The following is a 23,217-nucleotide window of genomic DNA, read 5'->3' on the forward strand; positions in this document are numbered from 1 at the left end:
TTGATCATTTCTTGGCCAGTGCCGCCAACGTACTGTACTGACTGGCTTTGGCAAAGTTATCCACAGAGATACCCACGATTTTCGGGGACAACTACCTGAGGGGAGTTTTTGCGAGGGTGGGCGTGTCAATCCCCAATTGCGCCGTCGTCCCCAGGACGCAGCCTTCGGCAGCTGCTACACCAACCGCTCGATCTTGCGGTGCTGCCACACGCCCTTGTAGTACGCGACCTGCAGCGCCAGCATGGCCAGGTAGGTCACCGGGAACGCCATCCACACCCCTTGCAGGCCAAAGTGCGCGTTCAGCAGCCAGGCCGCCGGCAGTTCCACGCCCAGGATGCAGAAGATCGAGATCAGCACCGGCACCAGCACCGTGCCGCTGGCGCGCATGATGCCGCCCACCAGCGCCTGGAAGCCGAACACCAGCATGCTCCAGAGCATGATGTGCAGCAGGTGCTCGGCCTGGGCCAAGGTGCTGGCGTCGGTGATGAACAGCCCCAGCAGCCAGTGCGACAGCAGGTAGCCCAGCAGCACCAGCCCGCCGGTGAGCCACACGTTGATCAGCAGGCCGGTGCGCAGGATCGGGCCCATGCGCTCCAGGCGGCCGGCGCCGATGGCCTGGGCGCCGAGGATGGACGCGGTGATGGCGATGGACAGCGCCGGGAACTGCACGTAGTTGACGATTTGCGTGACCGCGCCATAGGCCGCCGTGGCTTTGGAGCCGTAGCCGTTGACCAGTGACAGGATGACCAGCTCGGACAGCGAGATGACCACCATCTGCAAGCCCGTGGGCAGGCCGATGCGCAGCACCTTGGCGAGAATCCAGCGGTCCAGGCGCAGGGCCTTGAAGAACGCCCGGTCCGGCGCCAGCACGTGGCCTTGGCGGTTCAGGCGCCAGGCCAGCAGGGCGATGGCGGCAATGTTGCCGGCCAGGCCCGCCAGCGCCGCGCTCTGGATGCCCATTTGCGGCAGGCCCAGCCAGCCACGGATCAGCGCCGGCGTCAGGGCCAGGCCGACGGCGGTGGACACCAGCAGCGCCAGCAGTGGCGACAGCGTGTCGCTGACCCCGCGCAGCAGCTGGGTGAACAGCACGAATACCAGCAGGATCGGCATGATCCACATCATCACCCGGGCGTAGGCCACGGCGTCATCCAGCACGTCCACCGGCGTGCCCAGGCCTTGCAGCGCCTGGCGCGCGAAGACGCTGCCGAACACCGCCGCCACCAGGCCGATCAGCGCCCCTAGCAGCAGCGTGGAACCGGCGATCTGCTTGACCATGTGCGGCTCGCGCGCGCCCCAGGCCTGGCCGATCAACACCCCGGCACCAGCACCCAGGCCGATCACCAGGGCAATGAAGAAGAACACGATGGGGAACATCCCCGACACCGCCGCCAGCGCCTGGGTACCAAGCATCTGGCCAATGTAGATGCTGTTGAGGGTACCGGACATGGACTGCAGGAAATTGGACAGGACCATGGGGGCCAGGAAGGCCAGGTAGGTCTTCCACAACGGGCGTTCGGCTGGGGTTGGCATGAAGATCTCGGGCAGGTGATGAAGCACCGGGGCATTCTAGCGCAAACCCCGTGGCCGCAGGTTCAGTACGCCCTGACCACGCTGACCCCGGCACGGTAGTCGTCGACCGGCTCGGCACTGCCGCGGCGCTCGATGGTGATTTGGTAGTGCCCCGGCCGCAGCCGTACCTCGCTCAACTCGGCATGCAGCACCCCGCTGCCCCACGACGACACGGTGGGGTGGCTGATACGCCGGTCCTGCACCACCACGGCAGCGTCGATGTCGTAGATGCGCAGGAACACGTTGAACGGCGCGCCCTGTTCGTGCAGTTGCCCGGCAGGGTCTTGCCAGGCGCCGCCCACGCCTTCCCACAATACCTTGCGGGCGGCGCCGTCAGTGGCCGGGTAGAAGTAATCGATGCGCACCGAATAACTGTCGTCCTCGACGATGCGCACGGCCAACCCGGCAACCGCACCCGAGCTTTTCAGGCTCAGCGGCGCGGCTTCGGCGGCCTGCACCAGGGTGCTGCAGCGGGCCATGCAGAGGAGACACAGGGTGAACGGCAAACCTTTCAAAACCAGACCTTCGATGCGTGCATGTGTGTCAAAGCTTAAACGATTTTTCACACCTTGCCCGCGACCGCGGCGCCTGGGACGCCGCCTGCGGCCGCTGCTACGGACTATGTAACCCTGTAGCAGCGGCCGCAGGCCGCGTCAGCGGCAGGTCTGATGCCACAGGTCGCGCATCATTTGCTTGAGGTGCAGCGCCTCCTGCCAGCGGTCGGTCAGCTCCAGGCCATGGGCGTCGGTAATGGCGTAGGGCGGCGGGCCCAGCTCGCAGGTGAACGACAGGCTGGCCTGGTCGGTGCCCGGGCGCGCCAGCCAGTCGCGGATGCCCCACTGCCACCACGCCTGGAAGCGCTGCACCCAGGCCTGGTGCTGGGGAAACGCCAGGCCCACCTGCACCTGCTCGCTGCTGGCCACGCGGCCGTGGAATCCCCAGCTGCGGCGCAGCACCTGGTGAATCGCCTCGTCGTCATCGACGCAGGCGGCTGCGGGCAACTCGCGGCCCACCACGTAATGCGACAGGTCGGCCAGCAGCTTGAGTTCCGGCAGCTCCGCCAGCAACTGCAGGGTGAACGGCAGGTCATTGGTGACGCGGTAGCGATGGGTCTCCAGCAACACCGGGAAATCCACCTGCTCGATCAGCCGTTGCCAACCGTGCAGCAACGGCAGCACCTGCGCCAGCGACGCGGCGCGCACGTCGGCCTGCACGGTCAGGTGATGGCAGCCATTGTGGCTGGCCACGTCCAGCGCTGCCGCCAAGTCATCAACGGTGCGCGGGAACACCTGCCCTTCAATGGCCAGGCCCAGACTGCCGGCCACCTGGCTCAGGCGCCGAGCCTGCGCGGGTTGCCAGTAATGATCAGTGACGCCGTCGAACCCGGCGGCGGCGATCTGCTCCAGCTGCGCCTCCAGCGGCAAGGTAGCCCGGCCCTGGTGGTCGAGCATGGCCCACAACGATTGAAACACCAGCAGACGCGGCATGCTCAGTTCCTCAGCAGGGTTTTCAGGGGCAGGCTGGGGTCGCCCAGCTGGCTGGCGGCCAGGGGCTGGCCGGCCGTGATCAGGCGCTCGCACAGCTTGATGTCCTTGGCCACGCTGTTGCCCACGCCCCAGCCACAGGCGCCTTGCAGGCGTTGCTGGCGGTCGAGGTAGAACAGCAAAAAGCCACCGGCCAAGGCCCGTCGCGCCGACGCCGGGCCTTCGGCCAACTGGCCGACGGTCTGCAGGCCATGGTCGTACTGATCGGACCAGAAACCCGGCACCTGCTGGAACGGCACGCCGGCGCCCAGCAGGTTGAGCGCGGCGTGGCGGCCCTGGGCCTCGGCGTTGCGCCAGGTTTCCTGGCGCTGGTAGGGCCCTTCGGGGTGCAGGCGAAACTCGCAGACATCACCCGCCACGAACACCTGCGGCGCACTGGCGCGCAAGCAGGCATCGACGCGAATACCCTGCCCCACCGCCAGCCCCGCCGCCTGCGCCAGGCCTATATTGGGCTGCATGCCAATGCCCACCACCACACTGTCACAGGGGATGCGTGAGCCGTCATCCAGGCGCACATACTCCACCTGCCAGGTGCCTTCGAACGCCTCGATGCGCGCGTTCAGGCGCACCTCCACGCCCTGCTGGCGATGCAACGCCAACACCGCTGTCGACACCTCCGGCGGCAACACCCGCCCGGCCAGCCGCGGGCCCGCTTCCAGCACCGTCACCGCACAGCCAAGGGCCCTGGCGCTGGCCGCGACTTCCAGGCCGATGAAGCCACCGCCAACCACCACCAACCGCACGCCGCCGCGCAGGCTGGCGCGCAAGGCCAGGGCCTCGTCGTGGGTGCGCAGGTAGCGCACATTCGCAAGGCCCGGCGCCACCCCGGGCAGGCGCCGGGCGCTGCCGCCGGTGGCCAGCAGCAGGCCGCTGTAGGGTAAGCGCCGGCCATTGTCCAGCTGCACCTGCCGCGCGCCGACGTCCAGCTGCTGAACGCCCTGCCCGGCCACGTGCTCGATGCCCAGCCGCGCCAGCTCATCGGCGCCGCTCAGCGAGTAGCCGCCCAGCTCGGCAGTGCCCTGCAGCACGCTTTTGGACAACGGCGGCCGCTCGTACGGCGCGTGGGCCTCATCGCCAATCAGCAGCAGCTCACCGTCGTAGCCCAGCTCGCGCAGGGTCAGCGCCGCGCGGCCACCGGCATGGCCAGCACCGACGATAATCAGTGGCGCAGCGTTCATGGCTGCACCGCCAGCAGCACGCGGCCGCCTTCGACCCGCACCGGGTAGGTCTTGAGGTTGACGCACACCGGCGCGCCCAGGGCCTTGCCGGTGCGGTAGTCGAAGCGGCCGTTGTGCTTGGGGCACTCGATCACATGGTCCAGCACCAGGCCGTCGGCCAGGTGAATGGCTTCGTGGGTGCAGCGGCCGTCGGTGGCGAAGAATTCGCTGGCGGCCGAGCGGTACACCGCGTAGCTGTGCTGCTGGTGGTCGAAGCGCATGACGTCTTCGGCGTCGATGTCATCGATGGCGCACACATCAATCCATTGCTCGCTCATGCTGGGCACTCCTGGCGTTCGGCGGTGGCAGTGGGCACGGGGCGGCGCACGTGCCAGGTGGGGTCGCGGCGCTGGCGCCACAGGGTCGGCAGAATCTCGCGGTAGGCCGCCAGCAGGTTGGGGTACGGCGGCGGGCAGTCGTGGCGGATGGCTTCATGCAGCTGCGGCAGCGCGTGGTACGGCACCATCGGGAACATGTGGTGTTCCAGGTGGTAGTTCATGTTCAGGTACAGGAAGCGCAGCAGCGGGCCCATGTAGATGGTGCGGCAGTTGTAGCGATGGTCCAGCACATCCTCGGCCAGGCCCACGTGCTGGGACACGCCGAACACGTAGTTGAGCCAGCCGCCGTACAGCGTCGGCAGGCCGATGAGCATCAGCGGCAGCCAGCTGTGCCACAGCAGCGCGGCGGCGACGGTACCGGCCAGAATCGCCAGCCAGATGCGCGCGGTCCACACCACTTTCGGCCATTCGGATGCAGGAATGAACGTCTGTTCCTGGGCATCCAGCCGCCCGCCGGCATGCCGCAGCAGCGCGCCCAGGGTCTTGTGAACGTGCGGCAGGCTGAACAGGCTCAGGGCCATTTTCAAGAAGCTGGGCGGGCGTGGCTCGACGATTTCCGGGTCGCGGCCGACGATGATGGTGTCGGTGTGGTGCCGGGCGTGGCTCCAGCGCCACACCTGGGGCTCGAACAGGATCATGAAGCTGGCGAGGTGGTAAACCCCATCGTTCAGCCAGCGGGTGCGGAACGCCGTGCCGTGCCCAGCCTCGTGCCAGCGGGCGTTGGCGGCGCTGCCGTAGAGCACGCCGTAGGCGAAAAAGCACGGGACGCAGGCCCAACTGCCCCACAACCAGCAGCCGGCGGCGCCGGTCACCAGCAGCGCCAGCAGCCACAGGCCGGTGTCGCGCAGGGCCGGGGCGTCGCGGCGTTGCATCAGCGCCTTGAGCTGTTTGCGCGAAACAGGTGACTGGTACCAGGTGGCCGAGGCCAGGCCCAGGTCCACCGCGCGTTGGGCTTCATGGCCGGTCAAACGGTAATCGCGGCGCGCGGCAGGCGCACGGCGGGCAAAGGCTGCACTGGGGTCGCTCATCTTGTTGTTCTCCGCAGGCGTATGGCTGGGCGGCCCGAATGGCGCGCTTGCGGAAAATATAGGGAGGCCCCCCGTGGCCCTCAATGCCTTGAAGGCATTCACTCTCAAGCTATCATCGCAAGGCATGGACGCTTGATAGTTTTCTCTCAAGGCATGCACAAGGGCCCTCATGAACAACAAACGCCCCACCATCGCCACCGTCGCCGCCCAGGCCGGGCTCAGCGTGGCCACCGTCGACCGGGTGCTGAACGCCCGCGCGCCGGTCGCCCGCGACACCGCCGAGCGGGTGTTCCACGCCGCCGAGGCGGTGGGCTATTTTGCCGCCCGGCTGATTGGCCAACGCCTGCACGAGCGGCGCCCCACCTACCGCTTCGGCATTTTGCTGCTGGCCACCGCCCAGGCCTTCTACGGCCAGCTGGCGGCCGCCATCGAGCATGCCGCCCGGCGCCACGGCAGCGCCAACCTCAGCTGCCAGTTCGAGTACGTGGTGGACCGCAGCCCGGCGGCCATCATCGAGCAGATCGAACAACTGGCGGTGCAATGCGATGCCCTGGCAGTGGTGAGTTTCACCGACCCGCGCATCAACGCCTGCATCGAGCAGATACGCGCGGCCGGGGTGCCGGTGGTGGCGTTGCTGTCGGACGTGGATATTCAGGGGCAAATGCCGTACGTGGGCCAGGACAACCGCCAGGTGGGGCGCACCATGGGCTGGCTGCTGGCGCACCTGTGCGGCGCGGCGCAGGGCAGCGTCGCGGTGCTGTTGGGCGGTTATCGGTTCCTGGGGCACCAGGCGCGGGTCGATGCGCTGCGCGGCTACCTGGCCGAACACGCGCCGGGGCTGCGCCTGCTGGACGCGGTGATCAACCTGGATGACGACCGGCTTACCGAAGAAGCAAGCCTGGAGTTGCTGGCCCGCCACCCGGACTTGCGCGGGTTATGCGTGGTGGGCGGCGGTGGCGACGGCGTGATCAGCGCCCTGCGCCAACGGCCGGCGGGGCCGGGGTTGTGCAGCATTGTCCCGGAGGCCACCGCACTGTCGCGCCAGGCCCTGGCGGACGGCGTGCTGAGCCTGGTGATCGACTCGCAGGTGCAGGCCATCGCCGAGGCCTTGATCGAGGTGCTGTTGGGGCTGCAGGAACAACCGGCGTTCGACGCGGCCACCCAGCGGGTGTTCGTGCCGTTGCAGATCATCACCCGCGAAAACCTGTAGCAGCAACTGTGTTGTGGGAGCTGGCTTGCCAGCGAGCTTTTATGGCCCCAACAGCTCGCTGGCAAGCCAGCTCCCACAGGCCGCGTCCGGTCAGGCCAGACGGGCGATCGCCTGGGCCACCGCGGCAACGTTGTGCTCGTTGAGGCCGGCCAGGCACAGGCGGCCGCTGTCCACCAGGTAGATGCCCGAATCTTCACGCAGGCGGCGTACCTGTTCGGCGCTCAGGCCGGTGTAGCTGAACATGCCCTGCTGGCGCAGCAGGTAGTCATGGCGGCCGTCCGGGCATTCGTCGCGCAGCAGCGACGCCAGCTGGGTGCGCATGGCCTTGATGCGCACGCGCATCTGCTCCACCTCGGTCAGCCACTGGGCACGCAGTTGCGCATCGCCCAGCACGCCCGCCACCAGGCGCGCGCCATGGCTGGGTGGGCTGGAGTAGTTACGACGCACCGTGGCCTTCAGTTGGCCCTGCACGTTGCCGGCGGTGGCCGCATCGGCGCACACCACCGACAGGCCGCCGACGCGCTCGCCGTACAGCGAGAAAATCTTCGAGAACGAATTGCTCACCACCAGCGTCAGGCCGGCCTCGGCCATGGCACGGATGGCGTAGGCGTCCTGCTGCATGCCCTCGCCCAGGCCCTGGTAGGCAGTGTCGAGGAAGGCGATCAGCTGGCGCTCGGCGAGAATCCTCACCACTTCATCCCACTGCCCCGGGGTCAGGTCGGCGCCCGTGGGGTTGTGGCAGCACGGGTGCAGCAGCACGATGCTGCGCGCCGGCAGCTCGGCCAGGGTTGCGCACATGGCAGCGAAGTCGACACCACCGGTGGCGGCGTCGAAGTAGGGGTAGGTGTTGACGGTGAAACCCGCGCCGCCGAACAGCGCGTGGTGGTTTTCCCAGGTGGGGTTGCTCACCCACACCTGTGCGTCCGGGAACCACTGGCGCAGGAAGTCGGCACCGACTTTCAGCGCGCCCGAGCCGCCCACGGTCTGGATAGTGGCCACGCGGCGCTCGGCCAGCACCGCGGCCTGTTCGCCGAACAGCAGGTGCTGCACCTGCTGACAGTAGTCGGCCAGGCCGTCCATGGGCAGGTACAGCGACGGCCCCTGCTCGCTGGCCAGCCAGCGGCGCTGGGCCTCGGCCACCGACGGCAGCTGCGGGATGCGGCCCTGGGCGTCGTAATACAGGCCGATGCTGAGGTTGACCTTGTTGGCGCGCGGGTCGGCCTGGTAGGCCTCCATCAGCGACAGGATAGGATCACCGGCGTAGGGACGGACGTGTTCAAGCATGTTGAGCTCCAAGCAGAAAATGGCAGGTCAGGCCAGGTAGCGACCGGCGCGATGGTTGAGGGCCACGATCAGGTTGAGCACCACCACGCCCACCACCGACACCGCCAGCACCACCGGCGATACCGTGGTCAGCGACAGCGACAGCACCAGCACGTCGGTGCCCATCTGCAGCCAGCCGGCGCGCCAGCCCAGGCGCTGTTGCAGGTACAGCGCCAGAATGTTGAAACCGCCAAGGCTGGCACGGTGACGGAACAGGATCAAGAAGCCGGTGCCCAGAATGATGTTGCCCATCACTGCGGCGTACAGCGGCTGGATCTGCGCCAGGGCGATCAGCCCGTGCAAATGGTCGGAGAACAGCGACACCAGGCCGATGCACAGGAAAGTCTTGAGGCTGAATGCCCAGCCCATGCGCCGCACGGCCAGGTAGAAGAACGGCAGGTTGAGCAGGAAGTAGCTCAGGCCGAACGCATAGCCGAACGCGTAGTGCAGCAGCAGCGCCACGCCGGCCATGCCGCCGGTCATGATGCCGCCCGTGCGCAACAGCAACAGGCCGAAGGAGATCATTACCGTGCCCACCAGCAAGGCCAGGCAATCCTCGACTCGGCTATGGGGGCACGCAGGGGCGGTGGCTGTATTCATGCTGCACTCGACTGTAGAAAATTCACGGGGGCATGGCGGGCCGCTATGGCCACGATGCCTGAATCGAGCGCGAAATTAGCAAAAAACAAAATTAATGTGTATTTAAAAATCACTTCATGCACACATCACGCATACATACCGCAATTTATGCACTAAGCAGGTGCAAAATTACCCCCTCAAGCTCACTTGCGGTGCGCTTTTACAGCGCCGCGATCCCTGCTTCTTTTATGCGCTGCAACACCACCGCCGTCTTCATATGGCCGATGCTGCCGCTGTCGGCCAGGCGCCCCATCAGCGCGTTCAACTCACCCAGGTCGGCCACCGCCACCTTCAGCGTGTAGTCGGCGTCGCCCGTGGTCTTGTAGGTGTCGATGATCGCCGTTTCATCCTGCACGAACGCCTCGAACGCCTGGGATTGCGCCGGGCTGTGGCTGACCAGGCGCACCTCCACCATGGCCACCATCTGCGTGTTCATGGCCTGGGGCGCCAGGCGCGCGTGGTAGCCCAGGATCAGGCCGGCCTGTTCCAGGCTGATACGCCTGCGCGAACACTGCGACGCCGACAGCCCCACCAGCTCGCTGAGGTCCTGGTTGGTGAGGCGGCCGTTGGCCTGCAGCAGGGTCAGGATTTTCAGGTCGAAATCGTCGATGGCGGACATGCTGGGCTCCGTTGCGCATGGGGGTGGGCGGGCAGGTTACCAGCAACTGGCACCTGAATTGCAAACGAGCCTTGCCAAGACGTCGCGCAGGGCATCGGCCAATGCCCGCCTCCCATTGATCAGGACATCGCCATGAGTCAAGCACCCACCCCTGCGTTGCACCGGGGTTTGAAAAACCGCCACATCCAGCTGATCGCCCTGGGCGGTTCGATCGGCACCGGGCTGTTCCTGGGCATCGCCCAGACCATCAACATGGCCGGCCCCGCGGCTATCCTGGGCTACGCCATTGCCGGCGTGGTGGCCTTCATGATCATGCGCCAGCTGGGCGAAATGGTGGTGGAAGAGCCGGTAAGCGGCACGTTCAGCCACTTCGCCCACCGCTACTGGAGCCCGTTCGCCGGCTTCATGTCGGGCTGGAACTACTGGGTGCTGTACGTGCTGGTGGGCATGGCCGAACTGACGGCGGTTGGCCTGTACGTGCAGTACTGGTGGCCGGCCATTCCCACCTGGGCATCGGCGGCGGTGTGCTTCGTGCTGATCAACCTGATCAACCTCACCCACGTGAAATGCTATGGCGAGGTGGAGTTCTGGTTTGCGCTGATCAAGGTGGTGGCAGTGGTCAGCATGATCGCCTTCGGCGGCTGGCTGCTGGCCACCGGCACCGGCGGCCCGCAGGCCGGGGTCAGCAACCTGTGGGCCCACGGCGGCTTCATGCCGCACGGCTGGACAGGGCTGGCCATGGCCATGGCGGTGATCATGTTTTCCTTCGGCGGGCTGGAACTGGTGGGCATTACCGCCGCCGAGGCCGACGACCCGCAGCGCAGCATTCCCAAGGCCACCAACCAGGTGATCTGGCGCATCCTGCTGTTCTACATCGGTGCCCTGGCCGTGCTGCTGTCGCTGTACCCGTGGCAGAACGTGGTGACTGGCGGCAGCCCCTTCGTGCTTATCTTCCATGCGCTGGACAGCAACGTCATCGCCTCGGTGCTCAACGCCGTGGTGCTCACCGCCGCGCTGTCGGTGTACAACAGCTGCGTGTTCAGCAACAGCCGCATGCTGTTCGGCCTGGCGCGCCAGGGCAATGCCCCGGCCGCCGTGCTGCGCACCAACCGCCGTGGCGTGCCGGTGGTGGCGCTGGGCGTGTCGTCGCTGGCAACCGGCGCCTGCGTGGTCATCAACTACCTGATGCCCGGGGATGCCTTCGGTTTGCTGATGGCGCTGGTGGTATCGGCGCTGGTGCTGAACTGGGTGGTGATCAGCGTCACCCACCTGAAATTCAAGCGCCAGCGCCTGCGCGAGGGCCTGGCCAGCCTGTACCCCAGCTGGGGCTACCCGCTGAGCAATTGCCTGACCCTGGCGTTCCTGGCCGGCGTGGTGGTGGTGATGTGGCTGACCCCGGGCATGCGCCTGTCGGTGTACTTGATGCCGGTGTGGCTGGGGGTGTTGGCGGTGGCGTATGGCAGCCGGGGACGCGGCCTGGCGGCCGCTGCTACAGGGGCTGCGTAGGCCGTTTCCGGGCCAACACGATACACTGGGGGTTCCCACCACAAGGATGCCCCCCATGCCCTACGCCCTGGACCACCGCCTCGTCATCGGCGTCGCTTCGAGCGCGGTGTTCGACCTGTCCGAATCCGATGCGGTGTTCAAGCGCCAGGGCGAGCAGCAGTACCGCAGGTTCCAGGAGGAACACCTGGACACGCCGCTGCCCAAGGGCATCGCCTTCTCGTTCATTCGCCGCCTGCTGTCGCTCAACGACCTCAGCGACGACCCGCAGAATGACCCGCTGGTGGAGGTGGTGCTGCTGTCGCGCAACGACCCCGACACCGGCCTGCGAGTGATGCGCACCATCGAGCACTACGGCCTGGGCATCACCCGCGCCATCTTCATGCAGGGCCGCTCGCCTTACGAATTCATCCCGGCGCTGAACATCGCCCTGTTCCTGTCTGCCAACCAGGAAGACGTGGAGGCCGCCATCAAGGCCAATTTCCCGGCCGGCCAGGTGCTGGACTCGACCCTGGTGGACGACGAGCAGGACAACTCCCTGCGCATCGCCTTCGACTTCGACGGCGTGCTGGCCGGCGACGAATCGGAACAGGTGATGCAGCGCGAGGGCCTGGGGCCATTCCACGCCCATGAGGTGAAAAACGTGATGCAGCCACACAACCCGGGGCCACTGAAGGAGTTCCTGGTGCGCATGGGCCGCATCCAGACCGCCGAGGAACAGCGCAAGAAGCTCGACCCCACTTACGAGAACCGCTTTCGCGTGTCCATCGTCACCGCGCGCAACGCGCCGTCCCACGAGCGCGCGCTGAACACCCTGAAAAGCTGGGGGGTGATGGCCAACGACGCGTTTTTCCTCGGCGGCATCGAGAAAGGCAAGGTGCTGGGGGTGCTGCGCCCGCACATCTTCTTCGACGACCAGCCGGCCCACCTGCGCTCGGCCAGCACCGTGGTGCCCTCGGTGCATATTCCGTTCGGGGTGACCAATCACGGGCCCGTGGATGAAATTAAGCGGCAGTCTGAGTAGCGCGGTTTACGCGTCACACATCCCGGCTACGCTCTTTGCTCAAGACCCACTTCACCTGCAAGGACCTCGCCTTGGCGACTATTTGTTCCAGCGGCCTCGACACCGGCTTCGCATCACTCGACTACCTGCAAATCGGCATTCTGGGGGTTATCCAGGGCATTTCCGAACTGCTGCCCATTTCCTCCACCGCGCACATGCGCATCGTCCCTGCCCTGCTGGGCTGGCCCGACCCAGGCTCGGCCTTCTCCGCCGCCATGCAACTGGCGGCGTTGGCGGCGGTGGTCAGCTACTTCTGGCGCGACGTGCAGCAGGTGGTCAGCGGCAGCATCAGCGCGGTACGCCGCGAAGATTACTACGACCCCTGGTTCAAGCTGGCGGTGGCGATCATCCTGGCGACCACCCCCATCGTGATTTTCGGCGTGCTGCTGTCGCCACTGCTCAACACCTGCAACTCGCCCTTGCGCGGGCTGATGGTGATTGGCGTGTCGTGCCTGGTGATGGCGGCGCTGCTGGCGGGTGCCGAGCTGAGCTGCAAACACCGGCGCGACATGGAGCAGATGCGCCTGCGCGATGCCTTGATCGTCGGCCTGGCCCAGATGGGCGCATTGATTCCGGGCGTTTCGCGTTCGGGCTCGACCCTGACAGCGGCGCTGTTCTTGAACTTCAAGCGTGAAGAGGCGGCGCGCTTTTCGTTCCTGCTGGGGCTGCCGGCCATTGCCCTGGCGGGGCTGAAGGAATTGTGGGTGCTGCTGCACGCCGGCATTGGCGCCGAAGCCTGGGGGCACCTGGTGTTCGGGCTGGTGATTGCCAGTATCTCGGCATTCTTTGCCATCTGGGGGTTGATGAAGTTCCTGGAGCGCTTCAGCACCTGGCCGTTCATTGTCTACCGGGCGGTGTTGGGGGTGTTTTTGATTGTGGCGGTGAGCAGCGGTTTGTTAGCGTAATCGCGCGTGGACCCGGCCTGGCGGCCGGTGCTACAGGGCACCGGCCGCGCGGACTCATGAGCGCCTGACAAAGGCCTCGATCAAGCGGTTGACCTGCTCCGCCGCCTCCATCTGCACCATGTGCCCCTGCCCTGCCAACACTTCTACCTGCGCCTTCAGGCCCTCGGCGTGGGCCGCCGGAATGATGGCGTCGTCACTGCCCCATATCACCAGCGCCGGCACCCCGCCTTCCTGCACCACCGCGCGCAAATCATGGCGCTGGCGGCCGTCGGCGAACAGCTCGCCGACCAGGCTGCGCAACGCCGTGTCCACGCCTTCCAGGCGTTTGTACTTGAGCATGTCTTCGAGCATTTGCCGGTTCACCCGTTCGGCATTGGAGAACAGTTGCACCAACTGCGGTTTGAGGGCGTTGCGGTTGCTGGCGTCGACAAAGCCTTGCAGGTAGCTGCCGTTGATTTCGGCGCCCAGCCCGGCGCTGGCGATCAGCGTCAGCGAACGCACCCGCTTCGGCGCCAGGCGCGCGGTATTCAGCGCGACGGCGCCGCCCATGGAATGGCCCGCCAGGTGCGCCGCCGGGACGTCCAGGTGGTCGAGCAAGGCCAACAGCGCTGCGCTCAGCTCATCCAGGCTGCCGCGCACCAGCTGCTTGCCCGACTCGCCGTGCCCCGGCAGGTCCAGGGCAATCACCCGGCGCCCCGCCGCCAGCGCCTCGTGGTTGAACAGCCAGTTGTTGAGGTCACCGCCAAAGCCGTGCACCAGCACCAGCGGCTCGCCGCCCTCGCCGCGCTCGAAATAGCGGATCATCCGGCCGTCCAGCTCGACCTTCTGCGGCGCTGGGCCGCTGTCCTCGTCGCCGCCGGCGCCGGGCACGAAGCTGGCCTGGAACTGCGCGATCACCGCGTCTATCTCGGCGTCGCTGGCCTCGCCGTCGACGACGATGGCCAGCAACGCGCCCACTGCCAGGGTTTCATCCTGGCGGGCGATGCAGCGGCGCAACACCCCTGAAAACGGCGCCTCGACACTGCTGGAGATTTTGTCGGTTTCCACGTCCAGCACTTCGTCGCCCTTGGTGATCGGCTGGCCCTGCTCCTTGAGCCAGGCATCCACCCGGCCCTCGGTCATCGACAGGCCCCACTTGGGCATGGTCAGGGTATGTATCTGGGTCATCAGCGCTTGCTCCACTCGATCAGCTTGAGCACGGCAGTCTCGATTTTCGCCGCGTCGGGAATGTACAGGTCTTCCAAAGCATCGGAGAACGGCACCGGGGTGTGTGGGGCGGTGACCATTTCAATCGGCGCCTTCAGCGCGCCAAAGGCTTTCTGCGCCACCAGCGCGGCGATATCGGTGGCCACCGAGCAACGTGGGTTGGCCTCGTCGATCACCACCAGCCGCCCGGTTTTTTCCACGCTTTCCAGGATGCTGTCCTCGTCCAGCGGGCTGGTGGTGCGCAGGTCGAGCACCTCGCAGTCGATGCCGCGCCCGGCCAGGCTGCGCGCCGCGTCCAGCGCAGTGTTCACCGTACGGCCGTAGGACACCAGGGTGACGTCCTTGCCGTCGCGCAGGAAGTTGGCCTCGCCGAAGGGGATGGTGTACAGCTCTTCGGGCACGTCGCCCTGCACGCTGTAGAGCAACTTGTGCTCGCAGAAAATCACCGGGTCGTTGTCGCGGATCGCCTGTATCAGCAGGCCCTTGGCCTCGTAGGGGGATGAGGGGCACACCACTTTCAGGCCGGGAATGTGGGTCCACAGCGAGGTGAGCATCTGCGAGTGCTGGGCCGCCGCGCGCAGGCCGGCGCCGACCATGGTACGGATGACCAGCGGCGTGCTGGCCTTGCCGCCGAACATGTAGCGGAATTTGGCCGCCTGGTTCAGCAGCTGGTCCAGGCAGCAGCCGGCGAAGTCGACGAACATCAATTCGCACACCGGGCGCACGCCACAGGTGGCCGCGCCCACGGCGGCGCCGACGTAGCCGATCTCTGACAGCGGGGTGTCCAGTACCCGCCCGGGGAACTGGTCGTACAGGCCCTTGGTAACGCCGAGCACGCCGCCCCAGGCATCATTTTCGCCCGGCGCACCGGCGCCGCCGGCCACGTCTTCGCCCATGATGAACACACTGGGGTCGCGGCGCATCTCCTGGGCCAGGGCTTCGTTGATGGCCTGCTGGTAACTGATTTTTCTCGCCATGATAGTGATCTCTCTTGTTCTTAGGGGTAGGCGACGTAGACGTCGGTCAACAGGTCGGCGGCGGTGGGCTTGGGATCGGCCTTGGCCTTGCGCACGGCGTTGTCGATCAGCTGGTCTACCTCGCGGTCGACCTGGTCCAGCTGGCTGGCCTGCAACTGCCCGGCGCGGGTGGTGCGCGCGCGGAACTGCATCAGGCAGTCGCTGCGTTCACGGAAATTTTTCACCTCGTCGGGCGCGCGGTAGGTCTGCGCGTCGCCCTCGAAGTGGCCGTAGTAGCGGGTCAGCTTGACCTCGATCAGCGACGGCCCCTCGCCGGCGCGGGCGCGCTCGATGGCGGCGCCGGCGGCTTCGTGCACGGCGAAGAAGTCGAAACCGTCGACGGTGACGCCGGGCATGCCGAAGCCGGCAGCGCGGTCGGCGATGTGGTCGCAGGCCACCGACCAGTTCGACGCGGTGGCCTCGGCGTAGCCGTTGTTCTCGGCGACGAAAATGCACGGCAGGTTCCACACCGAGGCCATGTTCATGGCTTCGAACACCGCTCCTTCGTTGGAGCCGCCGTCGCCGAAGAAGGCCACACCGACGCCGTCGGTGCCCTTGAGCTTGGCCGCCAGCGCTGCGCCCACGGCCAGGGGCGCGCCGGCACCGACGATGCCGTTGGCGCCGAGCATGCCTTTCTCCATGTCGGCGATGTGCATGGAGCCGCCCTTGCCCTGGCACACCCCGGTTTTCTTGCCGTAAATCTCGGCCATCATGCCGTACACCTCCACGCCCTTGGCGATGCAATGGCCGTGGCCGCGGTGGGTGGAGGCAATGAAGTCGGTGTCGCCCAGGTGCGCCATGACGCCGGCGGCGGAGGCTTCTTCGCCGGCGTACAGGTGCACGAAGCCGGGAATTTCGCCGGTGGCGAACTCCACGTGCAGGCGTTCTTCGAACACACGGATGGTGCGCATCACCCGGTAGGCGTGCAGCAGTTGGTCAGCGCTCAGCGGTGTCGACATTTTTTATTCTCCAAGGGTGTCTGGGTGCATGAGGTTCAGCGGGTGCAGCGGGTGTTCACGGGGAATGGCCAGCAGCCGTTGTTGCGCTGCAAAGGCCAGCACCGCGGGTACGTCGATGCTCAGCGGGCCGCCAGCATCGAGGGTGACCGTGGGCCGGTCATGGGCGTTGAATTCGATCTCGCGCTCGCCATCCAGGGCGAGGGTGCCGCTGGCCAGGCACAGCGGCTGGGGCTCGCCGGCTTGCAGGTAGCCGGCCTCCAACACCCCACAGCCCTGCAGCAGGCCAGGTGCCAGGGGCGCCAGCAGCGTTTCGGCCGCCTGCGCGCCCAGGCGCATCCAGGCGCCGTGGGCGGCCTGGCGGCTGACCGGCAGCCACAGCCCGCACAGCGCCGAGAGGCCGATGGCCTGGGGCTCGGCGAAGGTGACGAAGACCTCAGCGAGGTCTTCGGCGCGGCTGATGGCGCGGGCGCCGATGAACGGCAAGGCCGACACCGCCACGTCCACCAGCGCGGTCTCGCACAGGCCGCGCGCCGCTTCGCGCACCAGCAGGCGCTTATTGCGCCGCAGCGCCAGGGCGGGTGGTACCCGGCCGCTGGCGAACAGCCCCCCGGCCAGGCCGGCGCTGGTGGCTTCGCGCAATTCGGGGAACGCGTTGTTGGTGCCGGTGGACAGCGCCAGCAGCGGGACGTCGCCGACCTCGGCGGCCACCGCCTTGTGGGTGCCGTCGCCGCCTAGCACGGCGATCAACGCTACCTCGCGCTCGGCCATCCAGCGCGCGGCCTGGCGGGTGTCGTCGACGCTCTGGCGCAGCGGCAGGTCAAGGAATTCAAGGGTCGGCCAGTGGCCGTCGCGGGCCTGGCGGCCGTGGCTGTTCTTCTGCACGGCGGCGGCGATGCCGGTCATGTCGGTGGGCATCAGCACCCGCTCGATGCCAGTGGCACCGAAGGCGGCCAGCAGGCGCTGGATCACCGAGACCTTGTCGGTGCTGGAAAACAGCCCGGCGTTGGCGGTGAGGCGGCGCACATCGCGGCCCGAGGCGGGGTTGGCGATGATGCCTGCGGTCAGGGGCCGACGGCTCATGGGTGACCTCGTTGTTATTGTGGTTTGCCAAGGCCAGAGCAAGGCCGGTGCCAGTTATCGGCTGCTGGGCTGAAACGCTTGTGCCAGGGCCTCTGCGCGCTCGCAGCGAGCGACTTTCCAACCGCCTGTTTGAGACGTGCGGTCGCAACCTGCACGGTGCCCCGGCGAGACGCTGAGACGTGGCGTCTCACCGCCCGTGTCGACGGCCTGCCCCTTGTCGACGCCTGCGGATGGGGGCTTAATGCCCGTACAACTACAAGAAGCTCGACCCGGAGGCCCTGATGCTTTCCGCACACTCGAAGGCGCACGTGGAGTGCGTCAGCCGTGTATTGAAAAATGCCGCGCACCTGCCGCAACTGCCTGTCCCCGACCTGATCCTGGACTCGTGGCGGCGCTCCATGGACCAGCACCACCTGGACCCCGGCTCCCTGCAGGGGCCGCGCATCCTGTCGCACAATGTGCTGCGCGAATGCCGCGAGCGTTCCGACCTGTTCCTGCGCATTGCCAGCGAAGAAGTGGCGCGCCTGCATGGCCGGGTGCGCGACGCCGACTACTGCGTGCTGCTGACCGACGCCCAGGGCCAGACCATCGATTACCGGGTGGAAAGCGCCATCCGCAATGACTGCCGCAAGGCCGGGCTCTACCTGGGCACCTGCTGGTCGGAAGGCGAGGAAGGCACCTGCGGAGTGGCCGCCGTGCTCACCAGCGGCGCCCCGGTGACGGTGCACAAGCGCGACCATTTTCGCGCCGCCTTCATCGGCCTGACCTGCTCCGCCGCCCCGGTGTTCGACCCCCAGGGCCAGCTGCTGGGGGTGCTGGACGTGTCGGCGGTACGCTCGCCCGACGAACGCCGTTCCCAGCACCTTATCCGCCAGATGGTGGTGCAGAGCGCACGCGAGATCGAACAGGCGTTCTTCATGAGCAGCGCCCAGGGGTATTGGGTGCTGCGCGCGCACCGCAGCCCCGGCTACGTCGACAGCCAGCCTGACTACCTGTTCGCCTGGGACGACGACGGCTGCCTGCAGGCGCTGAACCCGGCGGCCCGGCATTACCTGCTGCAACGCCACGGCCAGCTGCCGGCGCACATCAGCCAGGTGTTCGACCAGGACCTGCTGCACGGCGCACGCGACCAGTCGCTGTGCCAGTTGCACGACCTGCACGGCCGCCTCAGCGGCCCCCGCCGCCCACCTGCCCATGCCCGCCGCCCGGCCTTGGCGCCGGCCGAGTCGGACCCACGCATCGAGGAAAGCCTGCGCCTGGCCGTGCGCGTGAAAGACCGTAACCTGCCAGTGCTGATCCAGGGCGAGACCGGCTCGGGCAAAGAAGTGTTCGCCCGCCAGCTGCACCAGGCCAGCCAGCGCCGGGCGCGGCCGTTCGTGGCGCTCAACTGCGCGGCCATTCCCGAAAGCCTGATCGAGAGCGAACTGTTCGGCTACAGCGCCGGCGCCTTCACCGGCGCTTCCAGCAAGGGCATGCAGGGCCTGCTGCAACAGGCCGACGGCGGCACGCTGTTCCTCGACGAGATCGGCGACATGCCCTTGGCGCTGCAAACCCGCCTGCTGCGGGTGCTGGCCGAAGGCGAAGTGGCGCCCCTGGGCGCGGCGCGGCGCCAGGCGGTGGACATCCAGGTGGTGTGCGCCAGCCACCGCGACCTGGAGGCCATGGTGGCGGCCGGCGAGTTCCGCGAGGACCTGTACTTCCGCCTGGGCGGCGCGCGCTTCCAGCTACCACCGCTGCGCGAACGCAGTGACCGCCTGAGCTTGATCAACCGCCTGCTCAAGGAAGAAGCCATTGGCAGCGACAGCCCGTTGCAACTGAGCGATGCGGCGCTGGAACTGCTGCTGGGCTACCGCTGGCCGGGCAACGTGCGCCAGCTTCGCCACGTGCTGCGCTATGCCTGCGCGGTGTGCGAGGGCGCGATAATTCAACTGGCGCATCTGCCGGAAGGCCTGCAAGGCGAGCCGGACGGTGCCACGCATGAAGATGTCGCCAGCTGCCCGGAACGCCAGGCCCTGCTGGACGCCCTGATACGCCATCGCTGGAAGCCGGCGCCAGCGGCCCAGGCCCTGGGCATATCCCGGGCAACCCTGTACCGCAGGGTGCGCCAGCACGGCATCGAGATGCCCGGCAGAAGCCCAACCAAAATTCCGTAACAGCGACTGTCTTGTGGGAGCTGGCTTGCCAGCGAGCTTTTATGGCCCCAACAGCTCGCTGGCAAGCCAGCTCCCACAGGCCGCGTCATGGCCTGCGCGCTGCGGAAACGCTTCACCTATCCTGACACCTGAGACCAACCTGCGTCGCCGCCCGCCAAACGCGTACCATCGTCCCATAAAAAACCGATATCCAGCGATCAAGCCGCGAATCCCCTGGCATCTCCATGAAAACGTTTTTTCAGGAATCTCCCGGTAAAAATCTTCCCCACTGCAATGAAACTTAAACATACCCTCCCTATCTTGCATCCTGCCGCTGGCGTCAGGTTCCGAACAACCCCTGCCCAGACGCCGCGCCACCACAGAACCTGAGCGACTGCCCAGGTTTCAAAGGACCACTGTGAAAAGGGTGTAGAGCCATGCGTACCTGGGAAGAACCAAAGAAAAAGCGCCTGCACATCGAAATTGTGCCGATGATCGACGTGATGATGTTCCTGCTGGTGTTCTTTGTGCTGATCAGCCTCAACGTGATCCCGGCGCTGGGCATCAAGACCCAGCTGCCCGGCGCCAGCCATGCGCAGCAGCTCAAGCCGCAGAACAAGGCAATCATCACCCTGGGCCTGGACCAGCGCCTGCAACTGGATGGCAAGGACGTGAGCGAAGAGGCACTGGTGAGCCAACTCAAGCCCCTGCAACAGGACAGCGACAAGCTGGTGATCATCCTCAACAGCGACCAGGGCGTGGAAGTGGCCCGGCTGGTGGCGGTGATGGACCTGTTGAAAAGCAACGGCTTTGCCTCCGTGTCCATCGCTACCCGGAAGCACTGAGCCATGTGGATGCTATTCAAGTCGCGCAAGGCCCTGGCTTGCCTGCCGGCCCTGTGTCTGCTGGCGGCGGCGATTCACAGTGCCTTGCACAGCGAACTCAAGATTACGCCCAGGTACGACAACAGCACCGTGGAAGTAGCGCTGGTGGAACCTGAAGCGCCACCGCCACCGCCGCAACCCGTGGCCCAGGCCGAACCACCACCACCGCCAGTGGAAGAAACGGCCGAGGCTGTCGAGCAGGCGCCACCGCCCAAACCCAAGCCACCGGTGGTGAAACCGCAGCCACCCAAGCCACGGCCGCAGGTGGCCAAGGCAGCCCCGGCGAAATCGGCCCCCGCAGTGCCCACGCCGCCCGCACCGGCCGCAGCTCCCGCACCGGTAGCCCCGGTGGTAGCCGCCCGCCCCGCTTCGCCGCCACCGCCGAACCCTGCGGACGCGGAAAACCGCTACATCGCCCGGCTGCTGGCCGAGCTGGAAAAGTACAAGCAATACCCCACCGGCCGCGAAGCCTCGCTGCAGCGCCCCCAGGGCAATGTGGTGGTGTGGCTGGAGGTGGACCGCAGCGGCAAGGTGCTGGACTCGGGCATCGAGAAACGCGCCACCAACATGCTGCTCAACCGCGCCGCGCAAACCAGCCTGCGACGCATGGAACAGGTGGTGCCGTTCCCGGACACCGCGTTCTCGGGCAAGGACAGATACCGCTTCAGCGCAACGCTTGTGTACAACCTGGACAACTAAAAAAACCTCGACTGCAACACTGACCTCCCTAGGGGAACACCTTGAAACTCAATCGTTTATTCGTGACGCTACTGGCCGTGGGGGCTGGCGGCTGGACGCTTGCCGCCCTGGCCGACGATTCAATGGACATTGGTGACGTGACCGTGACCGGGCAAAGCCTGGGCGGGGGCCACATGGTGCAGGAGGACAGCGCCAAGGCGCGCTCCACCGTGACCAAGGAAGCCATGGACCAGATGTCCAGCACCGCCAACGCCCTGGACAAGCTCAAGTACACCCCGGGTGTCAACGTCTCCAGCACCGACGCCACGGGCCTGGTGGGGACCAGCCTGACCATGCGCGGGATGAACGCCGACCAGATCGGTATCTCCGCCGACGGCATCCCCATCAACGACTCGGGCAGCTACACCATCTACCCCAACCTGCTGGGCGACCCGGAAAACATCGGCGAAGTGTTCGCCACCCAGGGCTCGTCCGAGGCCGACGGCCCGCACATCGGTTCCAGCGGCGGCAATATCGGCCTGGTGACCTTGCGCCCGGAGAAAGATTTCGGCGTGTTCGTCAAGCAATCGGTGGGCACCAACAACCTGCGCAAGAGCTTTGCGCGGCTCAACACCGGCGACATCAACGGCTTCCGCACCTGGGTATCGGCCTCGCACACCGAGGGCGACAAGTGGCGCGGCGCCGGTGGCGTGCGCGCGGACAAGGTGGAATGGAACACCCTGTTCGACGACGGCAGCGGCAACTCCACCAACCTGATCGTCAAGTACAACCGCCAGGAAGGCTACAACTACTACACCCTGAGCAAGGCACAGTTCGAAGCCGACCCGCGCACCGACTACCCGACCACGCCGGTGTACAAGAACGGCAAGCTGTCGAGCTACTACAAACTCAACCGCAACAACTTCGAGAACTTCAACGCCTCGCTGACCCAGCGTTTCCAGCTGCGCGACAACCTCTCGCTGTCGGTGGCGCCGTATTACTCCTGGGGTTCGGGCGGCAGTTTCTCGGGCAACGCCTCGACCCTGTCCAGCACCTCCTCCACCGCTGGCAACTACAACCTGGCAGGCCTTGCCTCCAATACGTATTACAAGCCTTCGTGGACCGAGACCTGGCGTTCGGGCGTGACCAGCAAGGTGAAGTGGGACATCAACGACGAGCACAGCGCCGACTTCGGCTACTGGTATGAACTGGCCCGCCAGCGCCAGACCCAGCCATTCATCAGCATCAACGCCGACGGCACGCCGTCCAGCGTGTGGGCCGAGTACAACGGCGCCAACCAGGTGACCGACAACAACGGCGCCACCGTGCAGGGCCGCCACTACTACACCCAGACCCCGGCGCAGAAACTGTGGGCCCAGGACACCTGGTCGCTGACCCCGGACTGGACCGTGACCGGCGGCCTGGCCTACCAGTACGTGGAGCGCAAGGGCAACCTGATGGCGAGCCTGTACGACGTGCCGGAAAAACGTGACCGCACCTACCACGAGTTCCTGCCCAACTTCAGCGTTCGCTACCAGATCAATGACCGCAACCAGGCGTTCTACAACGTCACCCGCAACCTGCGCACGCCGCCCAACTACGTGCTGTACGACACTGCCGACTCCATGTACCTGGCTCCCGAACTGAGCTGGAACCAGGAGCTGGGCTGGCGCTACACCACCAAGGACACGGCCCTGAGCGCCACGCTGTTCCACATCGCCTACAAGGACCGCGAGGTGTCCACCACCAACGCCGACGGCGACTACGAGATGCTCAACGTCGGCACCGTGGTCAACCAGGGCCTGGAACTGGAGTGGAGCGGCCTGCTGCCGCACAACTTCAACTACTACACCTCGTACACCTACACCGACTCCACCCAGAAGGACGACGTGACGTACAAGGGCGTCGAGCTGCCCACCACCGGCAAGCAGTTGGCCAACGTGCCGAAGAACATGTTCAACGCCAGCATCGGCTATGACGACAAGCACTACTACGGCAACGTCGCCGGCAAGTACGTGGGCAGTTACTACGGCGACCTGACCGACGACGAGAAGATCAGCGGCCGCACCGTGTTCGACCTCAACGCCGGTATGTACCTGCCGGTGGACAAGAAGGTGATCAAGTCGGCCACCGTGCGCTTCTCGGTGCTGAACATGTTCGACAAGCACTACCTGGCCTCGGCCAGCACCGTGGCCTTCAACGCCCAGGCCCACAACGGCCTGAGCGCCAGCACGCCGTATTACAACGTCGGCGAAGAGCGCACCGCCATGGTGTCCCTGGAAGTCGGCTTCTGACCCCCGCGGC

General features: G+C 66.4%; 21 protein-coding genes. 8 read left to right on the forward strand and 13 right to left on the reverse strand.

All coding sequences use genetic code 11. From position 1 onward, the window contains the following. Positions 1 to 174 precede the first annotated feature (174 nt). The 6 genes from AC0SZ7_RS24620 to AC0SZ7_RS24645 form a co-directional block, all read right to left on the reverse strand. Positions 175 to 1,530: an MATE family efflux transporter gene (locus AC0SZ7_RS24620; protein ID WP_475506827.1), complete on the reverse strand. Its 1,356-nt coding sequence runs from the start codon at positions 1,528 to 1,530 to the stop codon at positions 175 to 177. A 62-nt stretch (positions 1,531 to 1,592) separates the two neighbouring features. Continuing rightward, positions 1,593 to 2,048, reverse strand: a complete 456-nt coding sequence (locus AC0SZ7_RS24625; RefSeq protein ID WP_475506828.1) for a DUF5625 family protein — start codon at positions 2,046 to 2,048, stop codon at positions 1,593 to 1,595. A gap of 174 nt (positions 2,049 to 2,222) precedes the next feature. Next, positions 2,223 to 3,056: a sugar phosphate isomerase/epimerase family protein gene (locus tag AC0SZ7_RS24630; protein ID WP_475506829.1), complete on the reverse strand. Its 834-nt coding sequence runs from the start codon at positions 3,054 to 3,056 to the stop codon at positions 2,223 to 2,225. Positions 3,057 to 3,058: 2 nt separating this feature from the next. Beyond that, on the reverse strand, positions 3,059 to 4,291 hold the full coding sequence (locus AC0SZ7_RS24635; protein ID WP_475506830.1) for an NAD(P)/FAD-dependent oxidoreductase: 1,233 nt from the start codon (positions 4,289 to 4,291) through the stop codon (positions 3,059 to 3,061). Next, positions 4,288 to 4,608, reverse strand: a complete 321-nt coding sequence (locus AC0SZ7_RS24640; RefSeq protein ID WP_416425545.1) for a MocE family 2Fe-2S type ferredoxin — start codon at positions 4,606 to 4,608, stop codon at positions 4,288 to 4,290. Before AC0SZ7_RS24640 ends, AC0SZ7_RS24635 begins: the two co-directional genes overlap by 4 nt. Beyond that, a complete protein-coding gene (locus AC0SZ7_RS24645; RefSeq protein WP_475506831.1) occupies positions 4,605 to 5,696 on the reverse strand; it encodes a fatty acid desaturase family protein in 1,092 nt (363 codons plus the stop codon). Before AC0SZ7_RS24645 ends, AC0SZ7_RS24640 begins: the two co-directional genes overlap by 4 nt. A 169-nt stretch (positions 5,697 to 5,865) precedes the next feature. Here AC0SZ7_RS24645 and AC0SZ7_RS24650 point away from each other — a divergent pair, with 169 nt between their 5' ends. Beyond that, positions 5,866 to 6,906, forward strand: coding sequence for a LacI family DNA-binding transcriptional regulator (locus AC0SZ7_RS24650; RefSeq protein WP_475506832.1), 1,041 nt, complete (start codon positions 5,866 to 5,868; stop codon positions 6,904 to 6,906). A gap of 90 nt (positions 6,907 to 6,996) precedes the next feature. Here AC0SZ7_RS24650 and AC0SZ7_RS24655 read toward each other — a convergent pair whose 3' ends face one another. The 3 genes from AC0SZ7_RS24655 to AC0SZ7_RS24665 form a co-directional block, all read right to left on the reverse strand. Beyond that, complete coding sequence (locus AC0SZ7_RS24655; RefSeq protein ID WP_475506833.1) at positions 6,997 to 8,190, reverse strand: amino acid aminotransferase; 1,194 nt, start codon at positions 8,188 to 8,190, stop codon at positions 6,997 to 6,999. A gap of 27 nt (positions 8,191 to 8,217) precedes the next feature. Next, a complete protein-coding gene (locus tag AC0SZ7_RS24660) occupies positions 8,218 to 8,829 on the reverse strand; it encodes a YitT family protein (protein WP_473003505.1) in 612 nt (203 codons plus the stop codon). A gap of 199 nt (positions 8,830 to 9,028) precedes the next feature. Beyond that, positions 9,029 to 9,487, reverse strand: coding sequence for an Lrp/AsnC family transcriptional regulator (locus AC0SZ7_RS24665; protein ID WP_475506834.1), 459 nt, complete (start codon positions 9,485 to 9,487; stop codon positions 9,029 to 9,031). 132 nt (positions 9,488 to 9,619) lie between these two features. On the opposite strand from AC0SZ7_RS24665, the gene AC0SZ7_RS24670 reads away from it, so the two are divergent. The 3 genes from AC0SZ7_RS24670 to AC0SZ7_RS24680 all read left to right on the forward strand — a co-directional run bounded on the left by AC0SZ7_RS24670 (position 9,620) and on the right by AC0SZ7_RS24680 (position 12,958). Next, on the forward strand, positions 9,620 to 10,993 hold the full coding sequence (locus AC0SZ7_RS24670) for an amino acid permease (RefSeq protein ID WP_475506835.1): 1,374 nt from the start codon (positions 9,620 to 9,622) through the stop codon (positions 10,991 to 10,993). A gap of 55 nt (positions 10,994 to 11,048) precedes the next feature. Further along, positions 11,049 to 12,014 carry a 5'-nucleotidase gene (locus AC0SZ7_RS24675; RefSeq protein ID WP_475506836.1) on the forward strand — a complete coding sequence of 322 codons (966 nt, stop codon included), beginning with the start codon at positions 11,049 to 11,051 and terminating at the stop codon, positions 12,012 to 12,014. 71 nt (positions 12,015 to 12,085) lie between these two features. Further along, positions 12,086 to 12,958 (forward strand): undecaprenyl-diphosphate phosphatase, encoded by an 873-nt coding sequence (locus AC0SZ7_RS24680; RefSeq protein WP_475506837.1) that lies wholly within the window; start codon positions 12,086 to 12,088, stop codon positions 12,956 to 12,958. Between the two features lie 54 nt (positions 12,959 to 13,012). Here the strand turns inward: AC0SZ7_RS24680 and AC0SZ7_RS24685 are convergent, their stop codons facing one another. From AC0SZ7_RS24685 to AC0SZ7_RS24700, 4 genes are read right to left on the reverse strand one after another with little or no spacing between them, the layout of a single operon-like run. Beyond that, a complete protein-coding gene (locus AC0SZ7_RS24685; RefSeq protein ID WP_475506838.1) occupies positions 13,013 to 14,125 on the reverse strand; it encodes an acetoin dehydrogenase dihydrolipoyllysine-residue acetyltransferase subunit in 1,113 nt (370 codons plus the stop codon). Continuing rightward, entirely contained in the window at positions 14,125 to 15,141 is a 1,017-nt protein-coding gene (locus AC0SZ7_RS24690; protein ID WP_475506839.1) for an alpha-ketoacid dehydrogenase subunit beta, read from the reverse strand. The genes AC0SZ7_RS24685 and AC0SZ7_RS24690 overlap by 1 nt, the downstream gene beginning before the upstream one ends. Positions 15,142 to 15,161: 20 nt before the next feature. Then, the gene (locus AC0SZ7_RS24695) at positions 15,162 to 16,139 is read right to left on the reverse strand and encodes a thiamine pyrophosphate-dependent dehydrogenase E1 component subunit alpha (RefSeq protein ID WP_475506840.1); all 978 of its coding nucleotides are present in this window, start codon (positions 16,137 to 16,139) and stop codon (positions 15,162 to 15,164) included. Positions 16,140 to 16,142: 3 nt separating this feature from the next. Continuing rightward, positions 16,143 to 17,219 (reverse strand): ATP-NAD kinase family protein, encoded by a 1,077-nt coding sequence (locus AC0SZ7_RS24700; protein ID WP_475506841.1) that lies wholly within the window; start codon positions 17,217 to 17,219, stop codon positions 16,143 to 16,145. Between the two features lie 281 nt (positions 17,220 to 17,500). Here AC0SZ7_RS24700 and AC0SZ7_RS24705 point away from each other — a divergent pair, with 281 nt between their 5' ends. The 4 genes from AC0SZ7_RS24705 to AC0SZ7_RS24720 all read left to right on the forward strand — a co-directional run bounded on the left by AC0SZ7_RS24705 (position 17,501) and on the right by AC0SZ7_RS24720 (position 23,207). Further along, entirely contained in the window at positions 17,501 to 19,372 is a 1,872-nt protein-coding gene (locus tag AC0SZ7_RS24705) for a sigma-54-dependent Fis family transcriptional regulator (RefSeq protein WP_475506842.1), read from the forward strand. Between the two features lie 416 nt (positions 19,373 to 19,788). Beyond that, a complete protein-coding gene (locus tag AC0SZ7_RS24710) occupies positions 19,789 to 20,196 on the forward strand; it encodes an ExbD/TolR family protein (protein ID WP_475506843.1) in 408 nt (135 codons plus the stop codon). A gap of 3 nt (positions 20,197 to 20,199) precedes the next feature. Further along, the gene (locus tag AC0SZ7_RS24715) at positions 20,200 to 20,934 is read left to right on the forward strand and encodes an energy transducer TonB family protein (protein WP_475506844.1); all 735 of its coding nucleotides are present in this window, start codon (positions 20,200 to 20,202) and stop codon (positions 20,932 to 20,934) included. A 41-nt stretch (positions 20,935 to 20,975) separates the two neighbouring features. Then, a complete protein-coding gene (locus tag AC0SZ7_RS24720) occupies positions 20,976 to 23,207 on the forward strand; it encodes a TonB-dependent receptor family protein (RefSeq protein ID WP_475506845.1) in 2,232 nt (743 codons plus the stop codon). The last annotated feature ends 10 nt before the right edge of the window (positions 23,208 to 23,217 follow it).

The organism is Pseudomonas sp. JC1203 (genome assembly GCF_056175065.1).

Bases quoted from the DNA above. Each gene is read 5' to 3' on its own strand.
- AC0SZ7_RS24620 (WP_475506827.1), bottom strand. From the start codon at position 1,530: ATGCCAACCCCAGCCGAACGCCCGTTGTGGAAGACCTACCTGGCCTTC.
- AC0SZ7_RS24625 (WP_475506828.1), bottom strand. From the start codon at position 2,048: ATGGCCCGCTGCAGCACCCTGGTGCAGGCCGCCGAAGCCGCGCCGCTG.
- AC0SZ7_RS24630 (WP_475506829.1), bottom strand. From the start codon at position 3,056: ATGCCGCGTCTGCTGGTGTTTCAATCGTTGTGGGCCATGCTCGACCAC.
- AC0SZ7_RS24635 (WP_475506830.1), bottom strand. From the start codon at position 4,291: ATGAACGCTGCGCCACTGATTATCGTCGGTGCTGGCCATGCCGGTGGC.
- AC0SZ7_RS24640 (WP_416425545.1), bottom strand. From the start codon at position 4,608: ATGAGCGAGCAATGGATTGATGTGTGCGCCATCGATGACATCGACGCC.
- AC0SZ7_RS24645 (WP_475506831.1), bottom strand. From the start codon at position 5,696: ATGAGCGACCCCAGTGCAGCCTTTGCCCGCCGTGCGCCTGCCGCGCGC.
- AC0SZ7_RS24650 (WP_475506832.1), top strand. From the start codon at position 5,866: ATGAACAACAAACGCCCCACCATCGCCACCGTCGCCGCCCAGGCCGGG.
- AC0SZ7_RS24655 (WP_475506833.1), bottom strand. From the start codon at position 8,190: ATGCTTGAACACGTCCGTCCCTACGCCGGTGATCCTATCCTGTCGCTG.
- AC0SZ7_RS24660 (WP_473003505.1), bottom strand. From the start codon at position 8,829: ATGAATACAGCCACCGCCCCTGCGTGCCCCCATAGCCGAGTCGAGGAT.
- AC0SZ7_RS24665 (WP_475506834.1), bottom strand. From the start codon at position 9,487: ATGTCCGCCATCGACGATTTCGACCTGAAAATCCTGACCCTGCTGCAG.
- AC0SZ7_RS24670 (WP_475506835.1), top strand. From the start codon at position 9,620: ATGAGTCAAGCACCCACCCCTGCGTTGCACCGGGGTTTGAAAAACCGC.
- AC0SZ7_RS24675 (WP_475506836.1), top strand. From the start codon at position 11,049: ATGCCCTACGCCCTGGACCACCGCCTCGTCATCGGCGTCGCTTCGAGC.
- AC0SZ7_RS24685 (WP_475506838.1), bottom strand. From the start codon at position 14,125: ATGACCCAGATACATACCCTGACCATGCCCAAGTGGGGCCTGTCGATG.
- AC0SZ7_RS24690 (WP_475506839.1), bottom strand. From the start codon at position 15,141: ATGGCGAGAAAAATCAGTTACCAGCAGGCCATCAACGAAGCCCTGGCC.
- AC0SZ7_RS24695 (WP_475506840.1), bottom strand. From the start codon at position 16,139: ATGTCGACACCGCTGAGCGCTGACCAACTGCTGCACGCCTACCGGGTG.
- AC0SZ7_RS24700 (WP_475506841.1), bottom strand. From the start codon at position 17,219: ATGAGCCGTCGGCCCCTGACCGCAGGCATCATCGCCAACCCCGCCTCG.
- AC0SZ7_RS24705 (WP_475506842.1), top strand. From the start codon at position 17,501: ATGCTTTCCGCACACTCGAAGGCGCACGTGGAGTGCGTCAGCCGTGTA.
- AC0SZ7_RS24710 (WP_475506843.1), top strand. From the start codon at position 19,789: ATGCGTACCTGGGAAGAACCAAAGAAAAAGCGCCTGCACATCGAAATT.
- AC0SZ7_RS24715 (WP_475506844.1), top strand. From the start codon at position 20,200: ATGTGGATGCTATTCAAGTCGCGCAAGGCCCTGGCTTGCCTGCCGGCC.